General features: G+C 34.6%; 25 protein-coding genes and 2 pseudogenes. 12 read left to right on the top strand and 15 right to left on the bottom strand.

All coding sequences use genetic code 11. The features are described 5' to 3' along the window. Position 1 precedes the first annotated feature (1 nt). Positions 2-1,069: a glycosyltransferase family 4 protein gene (locus tag CQ046_RS02525; RefSeq protein WP_105700759.1), complete on the top strand. Its 1,068-nt coding sequence runs from the start codon at positions 2-4 to the stop codon at positions 1,067-1,069. Between the two features lie 347 nt (positions 1,070-1,416). Here the strand turns inward: CQ046_RS02525 and CQ046_RS02520 are convergent, their stop codons facing one another. The 5 genes from CQ046_RS02520 to CQ046_RS02500 form a co-directional block, all read right to left on the bottom strand. After that, positions 1,417-2,520: a calcium:proton antiporter gene (locus CQ046_RS02520; RefSeq protein ID WP_105700758.1), complete on the bottom strand. Its 1,104-nt coding sequence runs from the start codon at positions 2,518-2,520 to the stop codon at positions 1,417-1,419. Between the two features lie 42 nt (positions 2,521-2,562). Next, the gene (locus CQ046_RS02515; RefSeq protein WP_105700757.1) at positions 2,563-2,832 is read right to left on the bottom strand and encodes a heme oxygenase; all 270 of its coding nucleotides are present in this window, start codon (positions 2,830-2,832) and stop codon (positions 2,563-2,565) included. Next, positions 2,829-3,047, bottom strand: coding sequence for a hypothetical protein (locus tag CQ046_RS02510; RefSeq protein ID WP_105700756.1), 219 nt, complete (start codon positions 3,045-3,047; stop codon positions 2,829-2,831). Before CQ046_RS02510 ends, CQ046_RS02515 begins: the two co-directional genes overlap by 4 nt. 137 nt (positions 3,048-3,184) lie before the next feature. Beyond that, complete coding sequence (locus CQ046_RS02505) at positions 3,185-3,403, bottom strand: hypothetical protein (RefSeq protein WP_105700755.1); 219 nt, start codon at positions 3,401-3,403, stop codon at positions 3,185-3,187. A 103-nt stretch (positions 3,404-3,506) separates the two neighbouring features. Beyond that, the gene (locus tag CQ046_RS02500; RefSeq protein ID WP_228406856.1) at positions 3,507-4,067 is read right to left on the bottom strand and encodes a helix-turn-helix domain-containing protein; all 561 of its coding nucleotides are present in this window, start codon (positions 4,065-4,067) and stop codon (positions 3,507-3,509) included. 166 nt (positions 4,068-4,233) lie between these two features. On the opposite strand from CQ046_RS02500, the gene CQ046_RS23955 reads away from it, so the two are divergent. The 3 genes from CQ046_RS23955 to CQ046_RS02490 are packed head-to-tail and all read left to right on the top strand — an operon-like array spanning position 4,234 to position 7,705. Continuing rightward, entirely contained in the window at positions 4,234-4,365 is a 132-nt protein-coding gene (locus tag CQ046_RS23955; RefSeq protein ID WP_262484053.1) for a hypothetical protein, read from the top strand. Continuing rightward, positions 4,366-5,394, top strand: a complete 1,029-nt coding sequence (locus CQ046_RS02495) for a pesticidal protein Cry7Aa (RefSeq protein ID WP_105700754.1) — start codon at positions 4,366-4,368, stop codon at positions 5,392-5,394. A gap of 43 nt (positions 5,395-5,437) precedes the next feature. Beyond that, on the top strand, positions 5,438-7,705 hold the full coding sequence (locus CQ046_RS02490) for a glycosyltransferase (RefSeq protein ID WP_105700753.1): 2,268 nt from the start codon (positions 5,438-5,440) through the stop codon (positions 7,703-7,705). Between the two features lie 46 nt (positions 7,706-7,751). On the opposite strand, the gene CQ046_RS02485 is transcribed toward CQ046_RS02490, so the two are convergent. Then, positions 7,752-8,849, bottom strand: a complete 1,098-nt coding sequence (locus tag CQ046_RS02485) for a calcium:proton antiporter (RefSeq protein ID WP_105700752.1) — start codon at positions 8,847-8,849, stop codon at positions 7,752-7,754. A gap of 460 nt (positions 8,850-9,309) precedes the next feature. Here CQ046_RS02485 and CQ046_RS02480 point away from each other — a divergent pair, with 460 nt between their 5' ends. The 7 genes and pseudogenes from CQ046_RS02480 to CQ046_RS02450 form a co-directional block, all read left to right on the top strand. Further along, positions 9,310-9,528, top strand: coding sequence for a hypothetical protein (locus CQ046_RS02480; RefSeq protein ID WP_105700751.1), 219 nt, complete (start codon positions 9,310-9,312; stop codon positions 9,526-9,528). Positions 9,529-9,650: 122 nt separating this feature from the next. Beyond that, a complete protein-coding gene (locus CQ046_RS02475) occupies positions 9,651-9,989 on the top strand; it encodes a cupin domain-containing protein (protein ID WP_105700750.1) in 339 nt (112 codons plus the stop codon). Further along, positions 9,982-10,209, top strand: a complete 228-nt coding sequence (locus tag CQ046_RS02470) for a hypothetical protein (protein WP_105700749.1) — start codon at positions 9,982-9,984, stop codon at positions 10,207-10,209. The genes CQ046_RS02475 and CQ046_RS02470 overlap by 8 nt, the downstream gene beginning before the upstream one ends. Before the next feature lie 7 nt (positions 10,210-10,216). Continuing rightward, positions 10,217-11,014: a hypothetical protein gene (locus CQ046_RS02465; RefSeq protein ID WP_123906561.1), complete on the top strand. Its 798-nt coding sequence runs from the start codon at positions 10,217-10,219 to the stop codon at positions 11,012-11,014. A 44-nt stretch (positions 11,015-11,058) separates the two neighbouring features. Next, a complete protein-coding gene (locus CQ046_RS02460) occupies positions 11,059-11,322 on the top strand; it encodes a heme oxygenase (RefSeq protein ID WP_105700747.1) in 264 nt (87 codons plus the stop codon). A gap of 70 nt (positions 11,323-11,392) precedes the next feature. Next, positions 11,393-12,397, top strand: coding sequence for an IS481 family transposase (locus CQ046_RS02455; protein WP_105700746.1), 1,005 nt, complete (start codon positions 11,393-11,395; stop codon positions 12,395-12,397). Positions 12,398-13,042: 645 nt separating this feature from the next. Further along, positions 13,043-13,297: pseudogene (locus CQ046_RS02450) on the top strand (helix-turn-helix domain-containing protein); the annotation flags it as partial. A gap of 82 nt (positions 13,298-13,379) precedes the next feature. On the opposite strand, the gene CQ046_RS02445 reads toward CQ046_RS02450, so the two are convergent. The 4 genes from CQ046_RS02445 to CQ046_RS02430 form a co-directional block, all read right to left on the bottom strand. Then, a complete protein-coding gene (locus CQ046_RS02445; RefSeq protein ID WP_105700745.1) occupies positions 13,380-14,168 on the bottom strand; it encodes a hypothetical protein in 789 nt (262 codons plus the stop codon). Positions 14,169-14,174: 6 nt separating this feature from the next. Continuing rightward, positions 14,175-14,957: a hypothetical protein gene (locus CQ046_RS02440; protein WP_123906560.1), complete on the bottom strand. Its 783-nt coding sequence runs from the start codon at positions 14,955-14,957 to the stop codon at positions 14,175-14,177. Positions 14,958-14,969: 12 nt separating this feature from the next. Next, complete coding sequence (locus tag CQ046_RS02435; protein ID WP_105700743.1) at positions 14,970-15,764, bottom strand: hypothetical protein; 795 nt, start codon at positions 15,762-15,764, stop codon at positions 14,970-14,972. A 237-nt stretch (positions 15,765-16,001) separates the two neighbouring features. Next, positions 16,002-16,169: a hypothetical protein gene (locus CQ046_RS02430; RefSeq protein WP_262498041.1), complete on the bottom strand. Its 168-nt coding sequence runs from the start codon at positions 16,167-16,169 to the stop codon at positions 16,002-16,004. Positions 16,170-16,469: 300 nt separating this feature from the next. Here CQ046_RS02430 and CQ046_RS02425 point away from each other — a divergent pair, with 300 nt between their 5' ends. Then, complete coding sequence (locus tag CQ046_RS02425) at positions 16,470-17,951, top strand: serine hydrolase (protein ID WP_105700742.1); 1,482 nt, start codon at positions 16,470-16,472, stop codon at positions 17,949-17,951. Positions 17,952-18,055: 104 nt separating this feature from the next. Here CQ046_RS02425 and CQ046_RS24025 read toward each other — a convergent pair. The 5 genes and pseudogenes from CQ046_RS24025 to CQ046_RS02390 form a co-directional block, all read right to left on the bottom strand. After that, a pseudogene (locus tag CQ046_RS24025) lies at positions 18,056-19,226 on the bottom strand (IS3 family transposase). Positions 19,227-19,353: 127 nt separating this feature from the next. Further along, positions 19,354-19,872 carry a DUF2911 domain-containing protein gene (locus tag CQ046_RS02405; RefSeq protein ID WP_105700738.1) on the bottom strand — a complete coding sequence of 173 codons (519 nt, stop codon included), beginning with the start codon at positions 19,870-19,872 and terminating at the stop codon, positions 19,354-19,356. 35 nt (positions 19,873-19,907) lie between these two features. Continuing rightward, positions 19,908-21,599 carry a sodium:solute symporter gene (locus CQ046_RS02400; protein WP_105700737.1) on the bottom strand — a complete coding sequence of 564 codons (1,692 nt, stop codon included), beginning with the start codon at positions 21,597-21,599 and terminating at the stop codon, positions 19,908-19,910. Positions 21,600-21,699: 100 nt separating this feature from the next. Next, complete coding sequence (locus CQ046_RS02395) at positions 21,700-24,204, bottom strand: PIG-L family deacetylase (protein ID WP_105700736.1); 2,505 nt, start codon at positions 24,202-24,204, stop codon at positions 21,700-21,702. A 339-nt stretch (positions 24,205-24,543) separates the two neighbouring features. After that, the gene (locus CQ046_RS02390; RefSeq protein ID WP_105700735.1) at positions 24,544-25,215 is read right to left on the bottom strand and encodes a hypothetical protein; all 672 of its coding nucleotides are present in this window, start codon (positions 25,213-25,215) and stop codon (positions 24,544-24,546) included. Between the last annotated feature and the right edge of the window lie 168 nt (positions 25,216-25,383).

The following is a 25,383-nucleotide window of genomic DNA, read 5'->3' as shown; positions in this document are numbered from 1 at the left end:
CATGAAAAATTTAATAGAACTATCCATACTGGGAATTCTTGCCTTCATTTTATCCATGTGTATCATTCCGCTGATGAGAACTGCTGCCCAAAAACTTAAATTAGTAGATGTTCCCAATTCAAGAAAGATTCATCACACGGCAATTCCTTTAATTGGAGGCTTAGTCATAGGCATTGTTGTAATTTTGCTAATGGGTGTTACCATCAATACCAGCCTGAAAGAGATACTTCCCATCATCATCACATCATACATTATGCTTTTGGTAGGAACTTTAGATGATAAAACGGACATCAAGGCAATCTATAAGCTGGGGATACAACTTTGTGTGAGTGTAATAATAGCAACATCCGGAATCAGAATATCTTCTTTGTACGGACTGTTCGGAGTTTATGAAATCAGCATTTACCTGCAATACATTCTTACCATTTTAGTTATTACCACTGCAGTGAACTCCTTTAATCTGATTGATGGAATAGACGGATTAGCAGGAAGCGTTGCAGGAATAGGTTTTAGTGTTTTTTTCATTATCACACTTATAGAAGGCAAAATTAGCCTTGCAAGAATTGGCATTTTGTTCATTGGCAGTATCCTGGCTTTTCTCAAGTACAATTTTTCACAAAAAAACAAAATATTTTTAGGGAACTCCGGGGCATTATTTTTAGGATATCTATTAATTTGCCTAGGTATTTACATTACGAAGTTTGATCACAATACAGCTCATTTCCCTTATGGTATCTTCTTCATTCTGTTTGTATTTACCATCCCGGTGATAGATTCTGTAAGAGTATATACTGATAGAATTTTAAGAGGAAAATCTGCCTTCAAAGCAGATAAAACACACATCCATCATCATCTTTTACAATTGGGTCTGTCTCACAAAAAAATTACTTTGGTCTTTGTATCAATCAATGTTATCGTTCTTGCTATTCAAGTCATCTTTTTCAAAAACTATTCAGTTTATACCATACTATTATCCTTCCTTGCTTTCATCCTAATATTTAAGCTGATCAAAACGATCAATCTTTTTTTAACCTGGAAAAATAACATCAAACAAATGGAAAATTCATAAACATATTGCTCACTTCAAATGTCTGAAACTAAAATTGCAAGAAATTTAGTATACTATAAAATTAAACTTTTGTAATTCTTGTGTAATTTGGCCCAACCTAACCAAATCATCTATAAAAGTGTTTGAAGATACGCTCCTAGAGGTCACAAACAGCCAAATGGCGCCAACTATCTTTAGTTGGCGCCATTTTGATATTTCTTAGTTTGGCATATAATGAATAATCAGATCGCGCTTTTACTTTAGAATAGAAATAAATATTTGTATGCTGATAACTGCATTGATTTTAAAATAATAACCACTTGCATTTTTTTTATTTGACACATCAAAAAATATAGTTATCAAAATTCTTAAGGAACAAGTGTCGTAAAAAGATAAAGGAGAAAAATCGAAATCAAAACTAATCCCTGCATAATATTGGTACGTCCTGTTGCCAGCGAAATCGTAATGATAAATAAAGATAATCCTAACAAAAGCATCGATTTTAAATCTACACCTAATGTCATCCTGAAATCACCTATCACTGAAGACACAGCTACAGCCGGAATACTGAGACCAATACTTGCCAATGCAGATCCAAAAGCCAAATTAAGGCTCGTTTGTAGACGATTATTATATGCAGCACGGATTGCGGCAACTCCTTCCGGTAATAAAACAATTCCGGCTATAATAATTCCAACGATAGATTTGGGAGCTCCGACTTTGAATACAAGATTATCAACATCTTTTGAAAGATATTTAGCTAAGAGAACGACAATTCCAAGACATAAAATCAAAAATATAATGCTGTAAAACATCATCTTTCGAGTGGGCTTTTCAGGAAGGATCTCATTCTCTTCATTCTCATCATCACTATTTTTAGGAATAGGCGCAATGAAAAAAGCACAGTGTCTAATCGTCTGAACCATTGTAAAACCTATATACAGTAATAGACAGATAAGAGATATAAAGATAAGCTGCAAAGACGTATATTCTCCTTCACTGTGACTTGTCGTGTAATTGGGTAAAATAAGAATAAATACAACAATCACAACAAGTGTAATCATAGCAGTACTCACACCCTGCAGCGTAAAAACCTGTTGTTTATAACGGATTGATCCAACAACAATACAAATACCAATAATCCCTGTAAGAATAATCATCACAGCAGCAAAGACCGTATCTCTTGCAAGGTTGATTGTTTCCAACCCTTTTGCACTCAGCATTATAGAAATAATAAGAGAAACTTCTATCACGGTTATCGCAAAAGCCAAAAGTAAAGTTCCATAAGGCTCACCTACCCGATAAGCAATGATTTCCGAATGATAAACCGCTGCTAAAACGGCTCCTACAAGAAAGAATGTAAGGACTAAAGAATATAAATGTCCCGTTAGCGAATAATGTAGCAAATAGGCTATCCAAGCCAATATAGGAACAATTATCGTCCAGCCTAAAAGATAGATCTTTTTTTTCATATATTTTAATTATCTGATGATTGAAAACTTTGGTGGGTAAAATCAGATAACATTATAGTCGTTCAAAGTTGTTACAAAATGATAATCAATAAAACTTTTAGAAGTCCTGCATAATTCTAACAATTCTTCATCGGTGTGGTATTCAAAGTTAAAATCGTCAGGAACATCAATTGTATATTCCGTTATTATTTCTGTATCCAGAAGATCAATTGCCATCAGATCATTAAGTGAACTAAGCAGACTTTTTTCTTTCAGAAGAGGCATTTTCTGCGTGACAGAGTTTTTAAATTTATATAATATAATTGTTTTCATTTTTTTATTTTTTCTTTCTCGAAGGTAACAAGCTGCATTCTAATAGACGAAAGATATTGCATTATATCCTGAACCGTAATATCTTCCTGATTTATAGACATAAACAGAGGCGTTTCATTCAACAGGAAATATAATTCTGGATGTGAAGACTGAATTTTACCCGTCACTTTAAAAATCTTTCTTGTAAGATTCTGCAAATTATCCGTTGGTCTCATATTTTTTTATTTAAATGGAGCATAAAATTGTAGGGTATTTTCAAATAAAAAAGGACAGGGGCTTTAAAAGCACCTGCCCCTTTTTCTATTAAATCCATCAAAACATATGTACTATTTCTCAGGATTTAATATGCTCATTATGAAAGTTGAGTATTATTAAGAATCTTAATAACCTCTTCACGGCTTTTGCTTAGTTTATTTTCTAATCTTCCCAGCAATTCATTTTCTTTTCCTTTTTCAAGCACTAAATCTGAATCTTTAAGCTGTGAAAATTTTTCTTTTAATTGTTTCGATTGTTCTTTCCAATCTCCTGTAATTTTAAAAGCCTCATTAGCTTTATTGTGACTTGTATTCATAATTCGAATTTATATGTAACAGAATTATTACAATCCAAAGATGATCTATTTTAATCTTATCCTGTTATACATTTCTAAAGTAGATTTGCATATATCATACTTTTTATAAGTCTTCTAAATTTTTCAGCCGTTTTTGCTTCAGTTGCTTATAGAAAGAAGGAGAAAGTCCGGTTATTTTTTTAAACTGGTTGGAAAGATGTGCAACACTGCTGTAATTGAGTTTATAAGAGATTTCAGTAAGATTGAGTTCATCATACAAAAGGAGCTCTTTTACCCTTTCTACTTTATTGATAATGATGAAATGCTGTAAAGTCATCCCTTTCACTTCGGAAAATGTATTGGCAAGGTAAGTGTAATCATAACCAAGCTTTTCACTTATATAATCTGAGAAATTTTCTTTAGGAAGAGATTCGGAATAATGGATCATTTCTGTGACTGCATTTTTTATTTTTTCGATCAGAATGCTTTTTTTATCATCCAGTAATTCAAGTCCGGTTTTAAGGAGATTTTCTTTTAACAACTTTTGCTGTTCATCCGTAATATCATCCAATATTTCTACAAGTCCTAAATCTACTACGGCATTCCTGATATTCAGTTTTTCAAGCTCCTGATGAACCACCATTTTGCAGCGCAGGCTTACCATATATTTTATATATAACTTCATAATCCTTACCGTATTTCGAGTTTGTCAATCTATATGTTGACAGCCACTCTTTCAAAGTTAGTCTTTTAAATTTTAATAACTATGATTTATGTAACAAATTGAAAGACTATTACAACCCTTTCTTTTTTTAATAGATGACCTTTACATATAATAAATTTTTTTTAAAATGTCAAAAGAAAAGGATACAAAGAAAAAAACAGATAAAACACCTGCGGCAAAATCATTAAAAGAGAAGCGGGAAGACAAACAAAATAAAAGGAAAGAAAAAGAAAATGAAAGTCGCAACGCAACAACCTAAATGGTAGAAATAAAAAAAGAAGGAATTATACTCAGGAAAACCAACTTGAATTTTGAGAACAAAGGCGTTCTAAATCCTGCCGTTATTAAAGTAAACGGAAAAATACATTTGTTTTACCGTGCCGTGGCTAAGGGTAATTTTTCAACTGTCGGGCATTGTGTATTGTCAGATCCCCTTACGGTAGAAAAACGGTCAGATTCACCCATCATAGTCCCTGAATTTGAGTACGAAAAACACGGTGTGGAAGATCCTCGAATTGTAAAAATAGATGATTTATTTTATCTTACTTACACCAGTTATGACGGCATCAATGCTTTAGGAACATTAACGACTTCAAAAGACTTTAAACTCTGGAAAAATGAAGGAATCATTGTTCCTAAAATTTCTTATGAAGAGTTTAAGCTTTTATCAGAATCAGAGGGTTTAATACCTGATAAATATAGAAGATACAATGAATTTCAAATTAGTCATACTGACATTGATCCTATTTTTTTATGGGATAAAAATCTTATTTTCTTCCCCAGAAAAATAAACGATAAATTTTATTTCCTTCACAGGATAAGACCTGAAATTCAGATTGTCAGCATAAAAAATATAGAAGATCTGAATTCTGATTTCTGGCAGGATTACTTTTCACATTTGAAAGACCATATTCTTTTATCACCTAAATACGATCACGAATCAAGTTATATCGGAGGAGGTTGTCCACCAATAGAAACAGAATATGGCTGGCTGATGATTTATCACGGTGTTTATGATACCGTTAACGGTTATGTTTACAACGCCTGTGCAGCTTTATTGGACCTTGAAAATCCGGAAAAAGAAATTTCCCGACTTCCTTATCCGCTTTTCAAACCCGAAGAAGAATGGGAACTGAAGGGTGAAGTTAACAATGTATGTTTCCCGACAGGAACCATTGTAGAAAATGACAGACTGCATATCTATTATGGAGCTGCCGACGAAAGGATAGCTGTTGCATCAGTTAGTATTTCAAAATTATTGAAAGAGTTGATGATGTACGCGGTATAAAGATAATCCATTAAGAATTATCCGATTAAAATTAAAGTAAATTATGAATAAAAATATCAATTCAGACGTGGAGGATAAAGCAATTAGACAATCTTATAATGACAAAAAGCACAAAACCAATAATATAACCAACATTGTCTTTGTAAGCACTTTTCCTCCAAAAGTATGCGGAATTGCTACTTATACACAGGATCTTATAAAATCTCTTCGTTCGAAATTCGGAGAATCTTTCAATACGATAATTTGCCCGATAGAAACAGAAGAGGAAAACTATGAATATAATGAATATACCGAGTATAAATTAAATATCTCAGATGCTGTTTCTTATTTGGAATTGGCTGCAAAGATCAATAAAAACGATACAGTTGAGTTGGTGATGCTTCAGCACGAATTCGGCTTTTTTAATGAAACCCGAAATGGTTTGTATCTTTTTCTCAAGAACTTAAAAAAAGATGTTATCATAACTTTTCACACTGTTTTGCCAAAACCGGATAAAGAGCTAAAGGAAAAGGTGAAAGAAATTGCCGATTTTGCAAAATCTCTTGTCGTAATGACTAGTATTTCTGCGGAAATTCTTTCGAATGATTATGAAATTCCTTTCGATAAAATTACGGTAATACCCCATGGAACACACCTTTTGCCATTCACAGATAAAATTGCGTTGAAAGAAAAGTATAATCTTAAAAACAAAAAGGTTCTTTCAACTTTCGGATTATTAGGTTCCGGAAAAAATATTGAAACGACACTGAAAGCCTTACCGGAAATTGTTGCTAAAAATCTTGATGTAATTTTTTTAATTCTTGGCAAAACACATCCTGCAATAGTAAGGCACGAAGGCGAAAAATATCGTGATTTTTTGGAAGATCTCACTTGTAAACTTCATTTGGAAAACAACATCCGCTTTATCAATGATTATCTGCCACTCCCGGAATTACTAGAATATCTTCAGCTTACCGACGTTTATCTTTTCACGTCAAAAGACAGAAACCAGGCAGTGAGCGGAACATTTTCCTATGCAATCAGCTGCGGATGCGCTATTGTTTCCACTCCAATTCCACACGCTCTGGAAGTTTTAAAGGAAGATACCGGAATTATTATTGATTTTGAAGCTCCAAATCAGTTGTCTGTCGCTGTAAATACCTTATTAGAAAATGAAAGCAAACGAGAGGAGCTACGTCAGAAAGCATTGGAAAAAATGGCTCCGACAGCTTGGGAAAATTCATCTATTTTACACGCTTTATTATTTCAAAAATTCAGAAATAATAGAACAGAACTCAATTATACTCTACCGGAAATCAATCTTGGGCATATTCAAAATATGACAACAGATTTCGGGATGATTCAGTTTTCAAAGATCAGTAGACCGGATATTAATTCAGGATATACGCTGGATGATAATGCGCGGGCGATGATTGCTATTTGCAAGCATTTTCAAATCAGTAAAGACAAAGCAGATCTGCAATTGATTTCAATTTATTTAAACTTTATTAAATTTTGCCAGCATAATGACGGGAGTTTCCTAAACTATGTAAATGAACAAAAACAATTCACTAATCAAAACTATGAAACTAATCTCGACGACTCCAACGGAAGAGCAATCTGGGCTTTAGGTTATTTAATTTCATTAAAAGAAATTTTGCCACAGAAATTGTCTGAGAATGCGGAGGAAATCATTCAGAAAAATCTTGTCTGGGCAGAAAAAATCCATTCTACAAGAGCAATGGCTTTTATTATTAAAGGATTGCATTATCAAAACTCAGAAAAAAATCTTCCCTTATTAAAAGAATTAGCGAATCGTCTAGTGAAAATGTATCAACACGAAGCAAAAGACGATTGGCATTGGTTTGAGAATTATCTGACCTATGGAAACAGTGTAATCCCTGAAGCTTTATTGTGTGCATGGATTACGACCCAAGACGAAATGTATAAGCAGGTCGCCAATGAATCATTCAAATTTCTGCTTTCTAAAATATTTATTAAGGGAGGCATCAAAGTAATATCCAATAAAGGATGGTTGCACAAAGAAACGATTAAAAGTCCTGAATCAATTGGTGGTGAGCAGCCTATTGATGTTGCGTATACTATACTAGCCTTATCTACATTCTACAAGGTTTTAAAGGATGAAAAATATTTGCAGATGATGAGAAATGCTTTTAGCTGGTTTTTAGGAAAAAATTATTTACATCAGATTATTTACAACCCTGCAACGGGTGGATGTTATGACGGTCTTGAAGAGAAAAATGTCAATCTCAATCAGGGTGCGGAATCCACAGTAAGCTATCTCATGGCAAGGCTCTGTTTTCCTAAATAACAACCCTTGATTACGACATTTTTATACCTTTCTAATAAACAGCAGTTTATGGAACTATCGTAATAAAAAGGTAAATTAAAAAAATAGCAATCAGTACAATTCCCTGCATGATATTGGTTCTGCCTGTTGCCAGTGAGACTGTAATAATAAAAAGTGATAGTCCTAAAAGTATTGTTGATTTGATATCTATTCCTAATGACATTCTTATACCGGTTATTACAGATATAATGGCTATGGCAGGAATGCTCAATCCGATACTTGCCAAAGCAGAACCAAAAGCCAGATTTAATGAGGTCTGAATCTGATCATTTTTTGCAGCTCTGAATGCAGCCAGGCCTTCCGGAAGTAGGACAATACCGGCAATAATGATACCTACCAGAGACCTTGGAGCGCCCGCTGAAACCACTATATGCTCAACATCTTTTGAAAGGAGCTTTGCCAATAAGACAACTATCCCCAGGGATAATATTAACAATATACAACTGATATACAATTGTTTTCGGGAAATCAGTTCATGACTAATTTGTAAAGGCTGATTTTCGGATAGCTTGTTTTGTGGGGAAATGAAAAAACTTCGGTGCCTAAGTGTTTGGATCATGGTAAAGCCGAGGTAAAGACCCAAAGAAATCAAAGCAATAAAAAGCAACTGAAAGGAAGTATATTCCCCTCCGAGATGGCTTACTGTATAATTGGGCAAGATAAGCACAAAAATAATAACTGAGGTAAGCGTAATTAGTGCAGTACTTACCCCCTGTAGTGTAAAGCTTTGTTCTCTATATCTTAAAGAGCCTATTACAATACAGCTTCCGATGATTCCGGTAAGGATGATCATTACTGCAGCAAAAACCGTATCTCTGGCGAGAGTAATAGTTTCCAACCCTTTCGCTCCCATCATGATAGAAATAATAAGCCCTACTTCTATGACCGTAATGGCAAATGCCAGAAGTAAAGTTCCAAATGGTTCCCCCAAACGATGGGCAATGACTTCAGAATGATACACTGCAGCCAAAACACTTCCTATCAAAAATAAAGTAAGAATCACAGAGTAATACCCTGAAGAAAAAACAGTATTTCCAATATAAGAGAGCCACGCCAGAATAGGAATCAAAAACGTCCACATTCTTAAATATTTTTTTATATACATAAAAGCATTAATAATTTTACAAGTGAAGTGTACTTTGGAGAAAACCAATAGTTATATTCTCTTTTCAAAACAGTCTTATTAATGGTTTGAAACAGACTAGAGATGAAAATATACCCGAAAATATTGAATAATGAAAAGAAGAGAATATACGCGAACCTAGAGTCCGGATTATCAGTTCAATGTAGTTATTCAGCAATATACGAATAATCAATCACTTATTTGAATTATATATTAGTATTTTAAGTTTGTAATCATTTCCTAGGCTTAATAACTTCCATTACTTCATCAGAGTGATCAAACCAGTGCTTTTATGAAAAACCTGGATTTCAGATACACAAAACAAGCGGCAATTTTGTAAAAGTGTGATATGTGCAACATAAAAGAAACAATATGTAATACAATAGATTATTAAACGCCCAACTTTGTACTGTAGCAATGAAGTTACTCTAAAATCCACCTTATGGACACAAACCACAACAAAGGCGACAAATTTTTCAAAACTCCTGGAGACTGGATTGAACAGTCAAAACAATTAAAAGAAAAATTTTCAACATTAACAGATTATGATCTGAAACTTGAAGAAGGTAAAGAAAAAGAAATGCTTGAAAGAATTGAAAACAGACTAAGAAAAAACCGTGAAGAGGTTCTTAATATTTTAAAAGAAATCAATCTTTCATAAACTTTTCACCAATACAGTGAATATATGTTAAAAAAATTTTAACTGAAAAAAGGGATGAAAAATCAGACATTTCATCCCTTTTGTTTACAACATACCGACTCCTTACCCATAAACAGACTGTGATGAATCATAAAGAACTTGAGAAATCCAAAATATATGTTATCAGCAAGATGGTAGAATATATCTCAAATTCTGTAATCAGCAGAACCATACTGGGGAAATTAACAGGTACTATCAATGTCCTGGCTTTTGATGAAAAGGAAGGACTTCCCGAGAAAATATCCCCTTTTGACACTGTTATACAGATTATCGAAGGTAAGGCGGAAATCATCATAGATGGAGCTTCTTATTTTGTGGAAGAAGGCGAATGTATTATCATTCCTGCTCATCAGCCTAATTCCATAAAAGGAAATAAACGTTTTAAAATGATATTAACCATAATAAAAAGCGGCTATGAATAAAGTAGAAATCACATCCATTTTAACAAAGAGGATTTTTAAAAAGACGCTTGAAATTCAGAAAAATTACCCTGAATTGTATGAGCTTTTAGACGAAACACCGCTATTTTTTTCTTTTACAGAAAAAGATATCACAATCAAGGACTTAAGACAATACCTTATTTCACTTATTATGCAAAAAAAGTATTTTGAAAAAAGGAATACAAAAAATGATTTACAATAAAACTCTAATGAAAAAGTTAACTAAACATCCCAAGAAGAGATTAGGATTCCGAAATAAAAAAAACATTACAAGAAGAGCCTATTACTCACAGTTTGTTGCTTTATTCTATATCAGGAATGCCAATATCACCCTGGAAAGGGATGCAACAGAGGTTCTTAGAATGTTAAAAGAATTACAGCAGCTTACTAACAAATCAAGATTAGTATTCAGCACGTACTGTAGCTTAAGCCAACATAATTTGTGGCAGTCTGTTTTAGAAGACATGAGCGAGAATATCAAAAATATTAGAATGCAGTTTGAATTTATACTTGAGAATATTATTAAAAAAAATACAATCAATTCACCCATATTCTGGCAGCAAAACAAAGTCTATACAGATGAACTGGAAGTGAGCCATAAAAAAATCACCCAATTGGCTGTTCAGGTTTTACCGGAAGAAGAAAGATTATCATGGAAGGCCACTATTTGCAATTTTTATGATGAAATTTTTTCTTTACTCATCCCACTTATCGGGATGTGCAGGCTTGAATTGGACTTTATAGAAAAACACTCACCAAAAATCTTTAACCAAACTGCTATGGATATTATTAAAGATATTCCGAAAAACTACACATTACAGGAAGCAAAGGAATACGAACATGAATACTTAAAAGTATTAACTAACTACAGTCATGAATTCTATAAAAAAAATAACTTTTGGAACAACTTATTATATATGCTTTCAGGTGGCATGTACGCACTACCATCAGAACGTACTTTATCCAAAAGAAGGATCAACAGAAGAATTAAAGATAAGCTTTCTTAATAAACTTCAACCTAAATTTTTCATTTTTATTAAATATTTTTCCAATGAAAACATTACATCTCTTTCGGTTTAACGATTCTATTTTCCGTAAAATTCCTTTCTTCAAAGAAGAACATAGGTTGAAAACCGATGTAGCGGACATCGATTTAATGAATATTGAAATAGTAACCGAATATATCGTGAAAACCCATGATGACTTTAGTTTCGACAACACATCAGGAAATGATCTTTTATCCATGTGTAAAAAAGCTCAAAAAACAATTGAACATTACTTTGTAATAAAATTAGATCATTATGATTTTATTTAAATGTAAAGTATCAATAGATCCGCTACAAAAATGACTTAAATTTATGGTGTAAAGTTTAAAACCTTTATCCATGAATAAACAGCAACAGCAAGTCAAGGCTCGCAAAGATTGGCTTAAAATCTATTTAGAATCGGGATCTGTAACGAAAACGGCTTTACGTTGTGGAATTGCAAGATCAACACTTCACCGATGGATAAAAAGGTATAAAGAAGAAGGAGAACAAGGACTGTCAGATAAGTCAAGACGTCCTAAAACCCTTACCAATACTAAGGTTACAAAAGAAACTGAATCTATTATCCTCGATTTAAGAGAGAAAAAAAGATGGGGAGCTGCAAGAATCTCAACCCATCTACTCAGAACGGGAACTTCATTATCTGCAATGACTGTTTGGCGGGTACTCTTTAAACACAAAGTTAATCCTGTAGTAAAAAGACGTAAAAAATCTGATTACAAAAGATACAGCAAAGAAGTTCCAGGGGATAGAGTTCAGCTGGATGTTACTAAAATCAGGAGTAAGGCTTATCAATTTACAGCTATTGATGACTGCACAAGAATGAAAGTTATTAGAGTTTACCCTAATAAAAAAGCAGAAAGTACGATACATTTTTTAGGTGAAATTTTGGATACATTCTATTTTCCTATACAGCATATTCAAACCGATTGGGGTACGGAATTTTTTAATTACTCCTTCCAATATGAGCTGCATGAACATTTTATCAAATACAGACCCATCAAGCCCAGATCCCCTCATTTAAATGGTAAAGTAGAAAGAACCCAACAGACTGACAAATCTGAACTCTGGTCACTAGTGGATTTATCTGATCCAGATCTCAATTTAAATACTTTAGCTATTGAATGGCAGGAGTTTTACAATAAGAAAAGACCACACTCTTCTTTGAATGGAAAAACGCCTTGGGAAAAATTACAGTCTTTGGAACATCTTATCCCTATTCAGCCTGATGTTACCGCTAAATTTTGGGACTCAAATGAAGAAATATTGCCCAGAAATTATACGTATTTAAATTACATAAGACAAAAAAATACTAATTTAGTCTCAAAGCCCAAGAGGAAGTAGGCTCTGCTGGGGAGCAACCTACCAGCAATAGGCTTTTAGATATACGGAAAGGGAGACCGAAAAGGTCTCCTCTTTTTATTTCCGGTATCTTTTTATGGCTAAGAAAACCCTCTCTTAATTTGTAGCGAATCTATTGTTATAGCACAATTTAAAACTGTTATTTATTGTACTCAAGAGCTTTCTACTCAATAAAATTGTTGAGTTACTATAAAAGTGATGTCTTTACTAAATATCTTATTAAAAGAAACAAGACAAATAAAACCAATTAAAGATAAACTAAGCCAAGTTCGCTTATGTTTAATTTTTGAAATTAAATTGTTTTGAGTTTATAACATTTTTATTCTAATAAAAGTTTCTTGATCAAAATAACCTTATAATTCCCCCCTAATCTTGCTCAAACGAACCAAATCATCGATAAAAGTGTTTGAAGATACACTCGTCTTATTCACAAATAGCCAAAATACGTCACTAAACTGACGTATTTTTTATTAAAAGATCTCAATTTTTCTAATTGTGCTTATCAAGTTTATTTCTTTTTCAAAGGTGCTTCCACATAGGAAAATTGTTGTACAAAAGGTGGTAATCTATCTCCTGTTATTTTAATAACATCCAGCTCATTACTTAATTCTTTAAATTCAGCTGCCTGTAGCCTACTGTGCCGAAGAATTACATTTTTCTCCAAATTATTTTGGAGACCTCATCAACAAAGAAACGGGAAAAACAGCACAGGAATATATTCAGAATAAAATTATTGATGTAGCCAAGCAAAGAGTTTTCAATGTTGATAAATCTATTGCTCAGATTGCTTACGAGCTGGGATTTAAGTATCCACAGCACTTTAATCGTCTTTTTAAACAAAGAACAGGTGTTACTCCTAATGAATATAGAAGTTTGAATTAGATATTCAATCAATTGCACTTGACTTTCATAACATTATTCGGTTCTTTTGATTTAAATCAAAAGAACCGAATAAATATATTTTTTATGATCCTAAGTAAACAAAAACATTAAGATTAAGGTGTTTGGGATCAATAGATACTGGTGTATTCGTTCCTCCGGTAGGTACTGTAAAAGTATGGGTATGTGCACCGGCAGTACTTGTAGTGAAAGTTCCTGAAGTGTCATCAGCATTATCATTGCCAGCACCTCCCCCGTTTACTGAAGAACTCCCTCTGTCCACATAGGTATGAGAGTGATTACCGGCTGAAAGTGCTGTACCATTGAAGGTAACGGCTGGTAAATTAGTCTGTGTAAGTACAAAACTTGAATTTCCACCTGATGCTCCCAAAACTTCGGCACCCGTTTTTGCCTTCAAATACCTATTTGAAGCATCAGGAATATTTGCAGGAAAGCCTAGAGATACAGCAGTTGCCTGTACAGCAGCTGGAAGGGAAGATACTGCTCTTCCATTCAATAAATACCATCCGTTGTGGTCACCCGTCTGCACACTATATTTTATGTGCCCTTTAGGAATATCTGAAGTAGATAACCGAAACCATTGGGCTCCGTTATTCATATAAAGACCTTCTGATACTAATGCATTACTTACTGTATTATAAACGATCATTCCTTTAACATGTTGGGAAAGAGGAGATGCACTTGTAGTATTAACCAAAGATATTCTTGGAGGTAACCAACCTTTATTGGTAGAATTTAATTCTAATAAAGCATTGGCATTGGGGTTAGGTGTATCAATGCCTACCTGACCTTTCAAAATATTGCCATTCCAAATAGCCGTAGTTAAAATTAAAGTAATAATTATATTTTTCATAATGTGCTAATTTCCTAAATAGATAAAAACATTTGTTACCAAATAACTTGGCGTAATATTAACTGGTTGGGAAGTTCCACCGGAACTGAATGATACGGTATGAGTGTGTGCACCATCAGTTGTTGTATTAAATGTGGCTGAAGTATCATCGGCTATCGGATTGGTAGCCCCAGTTCCACTGTTAACAGAAGAACCTGCTCCTCTATCTGTATAAGTATGCGTGTGAGCTCCGTCAGTGGATGTAGTGCCGTTAAATACAACATTTGGCAGATTAGCCTGTGATAAAACGATACTAGAGTTACCACTTAAAGCACCTACTGTTTCCGATGTGTCCTTAGTTTTAATAATTCTGTCATCTGCATTAGGTAAATTGGTTGCAAACCCAAGGCTGATTGCTCTTGCCTGAATATTGGATGGAAGTGAAGAAACTGCTCTTCCATTTAACAGATACCATCCATTATTGTCTGCAGTGGCAAAACTATTTGAAATTGTACCATAAGGATAATCACGGGAAACAGCAGACCAGCTTGTTCCGTTATTCTGATAAAGACCTTCAGAAACATCATTAACATTGGCCAGATTGTAGGTGATCATTCCTTTTACATGGGCAGATAAAGGGGCAGGAGAACCTGTATTCGTAAGATTGTTTCTCATCAAAAGCATTCCTTTATTTGTTGTAGTCAGGTCCAAAATAGAATTTAAGCTGGGAGAGTTTGTTCCTATACCAACCTGACCACTCATACTAATTGTAATTAAGACAGGTAGTAGATAAAATAATTTATTTCTCATAATATGTTTTTTTTAAAGGCCTAGATAGATAAAAGTATTCGCTGCAAGATTTTTGGGTTCGGTATCAATAGCTGTTCCGGATCCGCCTGAACTTACCTGTACAGTATGAGAGTGATTGCCTGCAGAACCAGTATTTTGATTGGTAAGCTGCGCTGTGTTTGCAAATGTTGCAGTACCAGTTCCATGATTCCACGTTGTTTGACCTCTATCTACATATTGGTGGCTATGATTACCATTGCTGGAAGTTGTCCCTGTATAAGTAATATTGGGTAGGTTTTGCTGTAAAAGTGTTGTAGTTTGTGTACCAGCTGTACTTAGTAATGCAGAAGCTCCTTTTTGTTTTAAATATCTGTCTGCCGCATTAGGAAGTGAAGTTGTTATACCAATTTTAGCTGCATTTGTCTGGGCCGCAGCAGGTAATGAAGTAATATTTCGGCCATCCAATAAATACCATCCCTGATGATCCGATGCTACAAAACTATAATATACATCTCCTACATTGGGTTGGTTGGTATATAGTCTGTTCCATTTTGTTCCGTCATTTTCATACATCCCTTCCACAACATCATTTATTACAGCTGTATTGTATACAACCATTCCTTTTTCATGGGCAGAAAGAGGTGAAGATGAAGTAGTATTTGTAAGTGCCACACGTGATAAGAGTAATCCTTTTGAAGTAGAAGAAAGCTCTAATACAGCATTTGAATTAGGATTAGTTGTACCAACCCCAACTTGCGCATTTAAGAAATTTGCTGAATTTATTGAGACTAATAAAAGTACAATTTTGCCGATATAATTATTTTTCATAAAATTTCATTTGTTTGGGCAAATTTATATCTTTTTTCATATTAGGCAATACAATATTTTATAATATTTTAATTATAGATACTGATCACGACCCAAATACATGTTAATTTAATTTCATATTAAATTAATTTATAGAACTCAATAATAAGTTCAAATATTTTATTTTAAAAGAGTTCTGCGACAATGAAATATAGAGTTGAATCTAATGGTTAAACCAATGATTAAAATTCCATAACCCTATCTAAACCTCTCTTTAAGCCGGTAAATGTATTCACTTTTTATAGCAAGAAGAGCTTCATTGATATAAGGTTCTGCTCCTGTACCTGAATCGTGGCGAATTGTTAATCTCTCATCTTTTAGTCCAAAAACAGACTCTATAGAAATAACATATCCGGGACGTCTCACAGAATGTACTTTTAGCCCATTCAAATTAGCTCCACGACTACATTTATCACCAATAATTTCAAAGAAGCAAAGAATAGAAATTAAAAATCGAAAACAAATGTTTATGGAAATTCAAAAAGAAACTTAGGAAACAATATAATTCTCAATGTAACAAATACTTTTTTTGAGTTGTCTTAATTAGAAACTAATAACACCTAAATGAAAAAACTAAACATTATCTTTTTATTGCTATTGTCAATTCATACTTTTCCACAGAAAATTGATAAAGAAACTTCAAAGTAAAATAATTAAATTAAAAAAATGAAAAAACTACTGACCATCATCCTAATCATATCCGGATTTTTTGCTTTTGCCCAAAAAACCATCACTGAAAAACAAATTTTTGCTGCAATGGATTCTCAGGCAGAAATATTTTTAAAAGCAACAAAGGCGAATTCGTTCTCTATCGGAATCGTGAAAGACGGGAAAACGTACACCAGGCATTACGGTGAAATGGATAAAGGAAAAGGAAATAAAGCCAATAATTATACATTATTTGAAATCGCTTCCATTACCAAATTATTTACAGGAACATTGATGGCAAAAGCTGTTTTGGACGGAAAGATCAATCTGGATGATGACATCAGAAAATACATTACAGGATCTTATCCGAATCTTCAGTTTAATGGAACACCTGTAACGATTAAAGATTTGGTTTCATTGAAATCCGGTTTCAATAAAGATTTACCAGACAGAAGTGAATTGTTGAAAGTAAGAAATGATAGTACTGCTTTCAAAGTTGAAAAATTGGAAAAAGCGTATACGAAAGAGCAATTTTTCAAAGATTTGAAAGCAATTAAAGTGGAGACTTTGCCAGGGACAGTCTATAATTATAATAACGGAACTTTACAGCTGGCAGCACATATTCTTGAAAATGTTTATGGAAAAAGCTTTGAGACATTATTGAAAGAAAACATGCTGATTCCTTTACAATTAACTCACACAAAACTTCATATCAACCCAAACGAAACTATTGCAAATGGTTATGACGGAAACGGGGTTTTGATGCCGTTTTTACCATACTCACTCTGGGGAGCTTCGGGTTATATGAAATCAACTCTGACAGATTTAACCACATTTTTAAAATTTGAAATGGATAAAAAGAATCAGCTGGTTCAGGAATCACAAAGAGATTTACTTAATAATAAAAACTATTGGAACGCCTATTTTTGGGATGAAGTTACTGTAAATCACAACGGGCGAAATGCAAGGAAACACGGTGGTGCTTTTGGGACACAGAATTTATTTTGGGTTTTCCCAGATTATAACATCGGGATTTCTGTGATTACCAATCAAGGAGGAGAAAATACTTATGAAAATTTATACCATGCTGTTCAAAATCTGGTAGACGATTTGAAACCGTTTGGACAAAAATTAATAGGGAGAGAAATCGATAAAAAATGTTTTGAAAATATCGATTCCGGAATTGCTTATTACAAAGAATTAAAGAAAAACAAGCCTGATTCTTTCAATTTTTCTGATGAATCTGAATTGAATAATTTAGGCTACAAATTAATGAGAAGCGGAAACATAATTTCATCCATCAAACTGTTTCAACTGTATGTTTCTGAATTCCCAAACTCAGCTAATCCTTATGATAGCTTAGCAGAAGCCTATTTCAATAATAAAGAATATACACTTTCTAAGCAAAATTATCTGAAATCTTTGGAGTTAAATCCTGAAAATACAAATGCCAAAGAAATGCTTTTAAAAATCAGTCAAATTCTATCTCCGAAAAATTAATTACAATGAAGAACCGATTTTTCCTATTATTAGCCACTGTTTTATTTACAAATACGTTTTCTGCTGAACTTGCAACTATTTTTGAGACAAAATTTATATACTCATTATGCTACATTTTTAGATTGATTAGACATTAAATTTTGATACTCTCTTATGGTTAAATTCCCTAAAGCTGAATGCCTTCTGTGAGTGTTGTAAATGTTTCTATATATTCAAACACAGAGTTTTTGGCATGGTTCTCTAGTTTCATATTTATTTTGATAAACAAGTTCGGTTTTCAGAGTCTTGAAAAAACTCTCCGCTACGGCATTGTCATAGCAATTTCCTTTTCCACTCATACTTCGGGTAATGTTTTTCCCGACTATTGACGTAAATTCTGTACACGCATATTGTATCCCTCTATCTGAATGGAAAATCAAGCTGCCATGATCCTGTAAAGGACGATGGAGTCTTGCCATTTTCAAGGCAGCAATACTAGTGTCCTGAGCCTTCATCGTCTCACTTAATGACCAGCCGATAACCTTTCTGTCAAACAAATCAATGACTATAGTAAGATACAACAACCCTGACCTGTGCGGATATACGTAATATCAGACACCCAGACCTCTTTACTGTTTTTAACCTGAAAATTTTGATTCAAATAATTCTTTACAACAGGGTATCGATGGGATGAGTTGGTAGTTTTTTTTAATTTTTTCTTTACAATACTTCTCAGGTTGCGTTCTCTCATTAATCTAGCCACTAAAGGACGTGAAGCTCTCATTCCTTTTGCTTCTAGTTCTCTGGCAATACGAGGGCTTCCATACCTCCCACGGCTCCAATGATAAATACTGAAGATTTCTGCTTATAAAATGGTTCTTCTTTCAGATCGCTTACTAGGCTTTCTTTTCTTCCAATAATAAAAACTGCTCCTGCTTACCTTTAATACTTCGCACATCTTCCCGACAGGAAACACCCCAGCGTGTTCTTTGATAAATTTAGATCTTACCCGTCTCTCTTGGAGAAGATGCCTACCGCCTTTTTTAAGATGTCACGTTCAAGCTTTGTTTCTTCTAGTTCCTTGCGTAGTCTCAATAACTCTTCCCTTATCGGATCAGAGGATATTTGTTTTTCCTTACTAAGTTTTCCTTCTTTGTGAAGTTTTCGCCAATTAACTAGACTTTCTTTACAGATCCCCAACTCTTCAGCTACCGAGGATACATTGCCTCGCTGCTCACTTAAAGATACTGCCCCAATCTTGAACTCTAAACTGTAATTTTTTCTGATCTTTTTCATACTCTTAAAGATAAAGAGTATAAGAATTGTGTCCTAACAAAGTTAGCAACTCCAATAGTTGTTATACCTTATAATTGTAAACAAAAAAATCCCGTTAATACGGGATTTTGATTTTTGATCTTCAAATTTATTTGATCTCTACAGGAACTGAGATTTTATCCCAATCCATTGTAAATCCATTATTGTTTATTTTATACACTAAAGTTTCCTGTGTAGCTGGTAAAGTCTTTGTTTTTATATCAACACGTAAAGCATCTTTTGCTTGTTCGTATTTATAAGCGCCCCATTGTTTGGGCTCTTTATTAAAAATGGCAGTCCAGGTTCCGCTTTGTTTAGGGATTAAGAAAAAGCTGTATTTACCTGCAGGAAGTTTTTTACCCTGAACAGTAATGTCTTTATCCGTTTCAAAAGTAGTTGCTTCATTGGCTCCCGCACGCCAAACTTTATCATAAGCTTCTAAACCGCCCCAGATGGTACGCCCTTTTACTGAAGGACTGCTGTAGGCTATGGTAATGGTTGCATCTTTAATTTTTCCCGTAGCAGTAGCTGGAGGGCTGGCAGGTTTTTTAGTGTCCTGTGCAAAGGCATTCAAGGAGATTGTCATTGTCGCAACAAGTACGGCAGCAGATTTCATGATAGTTTTCATATTATTTTTATTTGTTTGTTTTTATTATTATTTGATTACGAATTTACTTCTTTCTGTTTATAAAACAGCAATCCAATTGCAGAAAATATAATGACTGCTGCTGCCCCAATTACATTAAGCCAAAGGAAAGAAACGATATCAAACTGATACACGGCAATAACCGTAATTTCTGATAAAATGACAGCAATAAATACATTCGGACCGTCGATTTTTTTATAGTAAAATGCAACCAGAAAAATTCCCAATATCGGACCATAGAAAAGAGAACCCAATACATTCACCGCTTCAATAAGGGAACCCATTTGGGTTGCAAACATGGCTACGCCGATTGAGAAGATCCCCCAGGCTAAGGTGTGCAGACGGCTGTACTTCAATTCGGTTTTCTCATCAGGAAGCTCTTTTTTGAATATTAAATGAATATCTTTTAATGAGCAGGCAGCAAGGGAATTTAACGCAGCAGAAATGGAACCCCAGCTGGCCAGAAAAATGACGGCAAACAGTAAACCGATCATCCCTACAGGCAAAGTGTTTTTTACGAAATACAGGAAAATATAATTCGTATCCGTTTTCTCCGCGTTATAGTTTGATTGATTGATCGCTTCTTCTACCCTTCCGTGCAGTGCTTTTACTTCGGTTTGTGTATTTTTAAAATCCTGAATCGTTTTTTTAAGTCGGGGAGAATGAGTTTCTTTCAACTTTAAAATTTCTTTTGATTCTGCATTAAATTTGAGTTGTAAATCCTGATGTTCTTTTTCAAAAACCGCAGCCTGTTCTGGTTTTGTTTCCTTTAAATATTGATAAGAGCGTTCGTTAAAATAAATCGGAGCCGGTTTTAGAGAAAAGAATGCAAAAAGCAAAGCACCGATCAGAAGAATAGCAAACTGCATTGGAATTTTAACCAATCCGTTCAACAGCAATCCCATTTTTGCATTGGTATTGTCTTTCGCCGTAATATACCGCCCGACTTGGCTCTGATCCGTACCAAAGTAAGAAAGCGCCAGAAAAAAACCGCCGATTAAACCGCTCCAAATATTGTATTTATCCTTCCAATCGAATTCTGTGGTGATTACATTCAGCTTTCCGGATTTCCCTGCCAGATACAGTGCATCATTAAAACCAATTCCATTCGGCATATTTTCAATAAGCAGATACCCTGCAAAAGCCATTGTTCCCAGAATAATAAGAAACTGTAATTTTTGGGTGTGAGCGATTGCTTTTGCTCCGCCAACATAGGTGTAAATCAACAGAATACCACCTGTTAAAACATTCGTCAAATAAATATTCCAGTTTAAAACGCTTGATAAGATGATACTCGGAGCGTAAATGCTGATTCCCGTTGATAAGCCTCTGGAAAAAAGAAAAAGCAGTGAAGTGAGTACTCTTGTTTTTTTATCAAAACGGTTTTCTAAATATTCATAGGCGGTGTAAACATTTAAGCGCTGAAAAATCGGGATGAAAGTAATACAGATCACAATCATCGCCAAAGGCAGACCAAAATAATACTGAACGAAACGCATACCGTCCGTATAAGCCTGTCCCGGTGCAGAAAGAAATGTAATGGCACTTGCCTGTGTAGCCATAATCCCTATAAGTACAATGTACCAGGGCATTTTGTTATCTGCTTTCAGGTAGGATTCGTTGCTTTTTTGGCCGCGGCCGATGAATACGCCGTAAACAACCACTGCAACAAGTGTAAAAATGAGAACTGTCCAATCTATATTACTCATGCCCAGAATTTAGTAAACCAATAATAAAATACGATCTGCAATACTAATGCAACTGCCAATAGTATGTACCAGATATTCCAGTTTTTAAGTTTCTTGTTCATCAGTTTTTCTGTGCAGATAAAAAGTTTAAAAATAAACGTGCTGCACCCACATTTCCTGCAGGCAGCTGTCTGAAAAACGCCAATGGTGTATAAATAAAATTACCCTTCCCGTATTTGGCATATAAAGTTGATCCCTGCAGTGGTTCTTCATCTGTATCGTGCATTTCAAAAAGCGGTTCATACGCAGCATCCCATTGAGCAGGAAAATAGGCACCACGCTCCTGTACCCAGCCTTTAAAATCATCAGCAGTAATTTTATTCGGAAAGTTCAGTAGTTTATGATTTGGATTTAAAAACGTAACTGCAGCATTTTCTTCGGTAACACGCTTGTTGGCAATGCTGAAATTGTACATCCCCAATTGGTCCACGGTTGTATCCTGATTGGTGTTATACTGCATCACCAAATTACCTCCAGCTTTTACATAAGACCATAAAAAAGGCATCCAGCGGCCCAGCTTTTTCTCTGTATTATTGGCCCGGACACCCAATACGATGGCGTCATATTGCGATAGCTTGTTTGAGTTACCGTTTCCACCGGATTCATCTAGGTTTCCATAAAAATCTCCGTCTTTCAAAACATCTACCTGAATACCGGCAATGCGTAGGAATTCAGGAATGAAATCGCCCGCACCTTCTATGTACCCCACTTTTTTAACCTTCGCCTGTATATCGCCTTTCATTACAGTTACAGTGGCGGGTGCAAAATATTGTAAGGAGGGTAAATGCGGGTACTGAATTAATATTTGTTTTTTATTATAAGTGACTCCATCTGCAACAAAATTGGCATCCAATTGCAAGCGGGATAAATGTATTGCAGCAAGCTTATTTTTTGGAATAACATAATCGATGGTAGTATCCTTTCCATTGAACGAACTTACATCAGCGCCTCCTAATCGTTCTCCGTTGTACATCAGGTTAAGCTTACCATTACTGTACTTTCTGTTAGAATTAACCTTAACATTTAAACTCAAATGTAAATCTTCATTTTCTTTGATTAAATAAAGGGGTTGTGTAAATTTCAGTTCTAATGCAGGAACTATGCGCAAGGCTTCGACCACATCACCACGCACCGGATCTAATTTTTTGAAAGATAATGGAAGTTTAACCTGAAACTTTTCCGAGCCGATTTTTAAACCAAGCAAAACATTTAATGGTGATTCTGCCTCTGGCAAACCGATTAATGTATCATTCGGAACAGAGAAAGTTGCTGCGTTCGCAGGAGGTTTTGCCAACCAGTAAGGTTCTGTGAGTGCTGCATCTGCAGGAATCTGAATGTCATGCTGAATGGTAATTAAAGAATCTTTTGATAGTTTTCTGTTGAAGTTTTCTGATTGACTTAACCATTTGACATCTTCTAAAACAACAGGATTTGCAGCTCTTGAAATCAAATTTAATCTGAAATTATAATGATCCCCTGCAACAGCTTCAGCCTGATTGGTAACGATCTCGCCCATAAATCCGGCACAGCTTAAAATGATATTGTCAAGAGATTTAATTTTATCCTTTTTTAGGTTTACATCCTGCAGCGCGATAACCTTTTTCCGCAAAGCAAGTAAAGCAGGTAAGCTTAGGTCAGGATTATTAAAATTGAAAGATGAAATAATCTGATCTAATGACTGGTCAATATCAGTGTTTCCTTTTGTAGTCCAGGTTTTAACTACTCCGTCAAAAAGTGTCGTTTTTGCAGGCTCGCCCATAACGTGGGAAAAATATTCAGTTCTTATCCCGGCTACAGACTGTGTTCCTGCACCCTGGCTTTTATGTAAACTTCTGCTTAATCCTGCCAATTCACCATAGCCCATACCTAGTTGCGCGTCATATTGCCCAACCGTGACTTTCAGTTGATTTTCGGCAGTTGTATTGACCCCTCCAAATCGGAAAGTATTCCACAATACCCGCTTTGGCTGCCATACATTCACATATTTCAGTTGATCCGGGAAAGCTGTTTTATCACCTGCCAGCTTAAAAGCTTTTTCTGCAACCACAGCCGAAGCGGCGTGTTGCCCGTGTCCTGCTGCTGCAGTAGGAGGAAAACGACAGATGATAACATCCGGGCGGAATTTGCGGATTACCCAAACTACATCTGCTGTAATGCTGTCTGCATTCCATTGTTTAAAAGTATCGGTAGTATTTTTAGAAAACCCGAAATCAATCGCGCGGGTAAAAAACTGTTGGGCGCCGTCTAACTTTCTTGCCTCTAAAAGCTCGTGTGTTCTGATCAAGCCCAATGCAGCACCTTGCTCTGTACCTAATAAATTCTGACCGCCATCACCTCTGGTTAAAGACAAATAACCTGTTTCTGCATTTTGGTCGTTGATTAACCAGGAGAGCAATCCTGTATTTTCATCATCGGGATGAGCTGCAAGGTATAAAACTTTAGGCAGCTGTTTAAGGGTTTTGATTTCGCGGTAAATTTCAGATGATTTGGAAGGCCGGACCTGTTGGGCCGAACAAAAAACCGTATAAAATCCGAGGATAAATACTGTACTTACTTTTTTGAACATTTAGATTTGCTTTGCAGGACAAATATAAGTAAATCATCTTTCTTTCAACATTAAAAGAATTAGACTCCTAATTTCGCAAAAAAACTGTTTAATTTTTTCATTAAACCACAAAAGGCACAAAATTTTATTTTTTTAAACTGTGGAAAGTGTAAGAAAATACCGCACAATTAAGTTCATATAAGATGAGAATCAAAGATTTCAACAAGACTTTAGTGTACTTCTTATACACAAAGTATATAACTTAAATAGCTTAAGTGTTTCAAAAGCTTTTGTGACTTTGTGGTTAAGTTTAAACCCACTTTATGTATGATTTAGGGATTCAAAGAAAACAAAAACCACTTATGTTTTTCTAATTGTATTCCGTGTAAGATAGATATAATTAAACATGCAAAATGTTGCTGCCGCTCCGAAAGTATGCCATAAAAAGTGTGTTCCGAAGCTAAACAATTCCCATTTATCAGCGATACGGAAGGTCAGTGCAAAAACAAACGATAATAAAGCAAAGCCTACCCATTTGCCGACTTTCCATTGGGTATAGATTAAATAACTTACTACCGAAAAAAATACAAATGAAGCCATGATTGCATAATTTACGTTGATAAAAAGAGAAGTATTATCTACCAAAATCCAATTTCTCAAAGCAAACATAAGTACCGGATATATGAGAACCATTAAAACAGCATAGTACCATCTGGTGCTCTGAGCGACAAAATAAAATCCGGCAGACAAGCATAATAACATAATGGGCAGCCAATCCATCATGATAAATACCGACCATTGTCTGAATGAATGGTAAATAGTTCCCCCTATGGCACCAATGTATAATAAAACCAGGCAGTAGGTTAAAAAAGGATATTCTTTAAAATTACCCTTTATTTTAATGGTCCAAAAAATGGCTAAGGCTAAAAATAATATAGCAGTTACTGCATTTAATGGCTCAGGGAAAAACTGGGCCATATCCGTTTCTTTATATAACATGCCTCCGTCCGGAGGTATTGGGTTTATCGGCATTGTCTTTTTTTAATATTATATTGATAGGCATGTTTTAGAGTGCAAAATACAAACACAAGCCATTTTAGTAAACATTAGTAAAACATATACTAATCTTCTTCTAAATATAGAAAAAATTATGGCATTATATACCTGGACATGCCCGATTGTATTTTATAAAAATGTTAA

Source organism: Chryseobacterium sp. MYb7, from assembly GCF_002979455.1.
In the GTDB taxonomy this organism is placed as follows: Bacteria; Bacteroidota; Bacteroidia; order Flavobacteriales; family Weeksellaceae; genus Chryseobacterium.
This window is presented reverse-complemented; position numbering and strand designations above follow the sequence as displayed.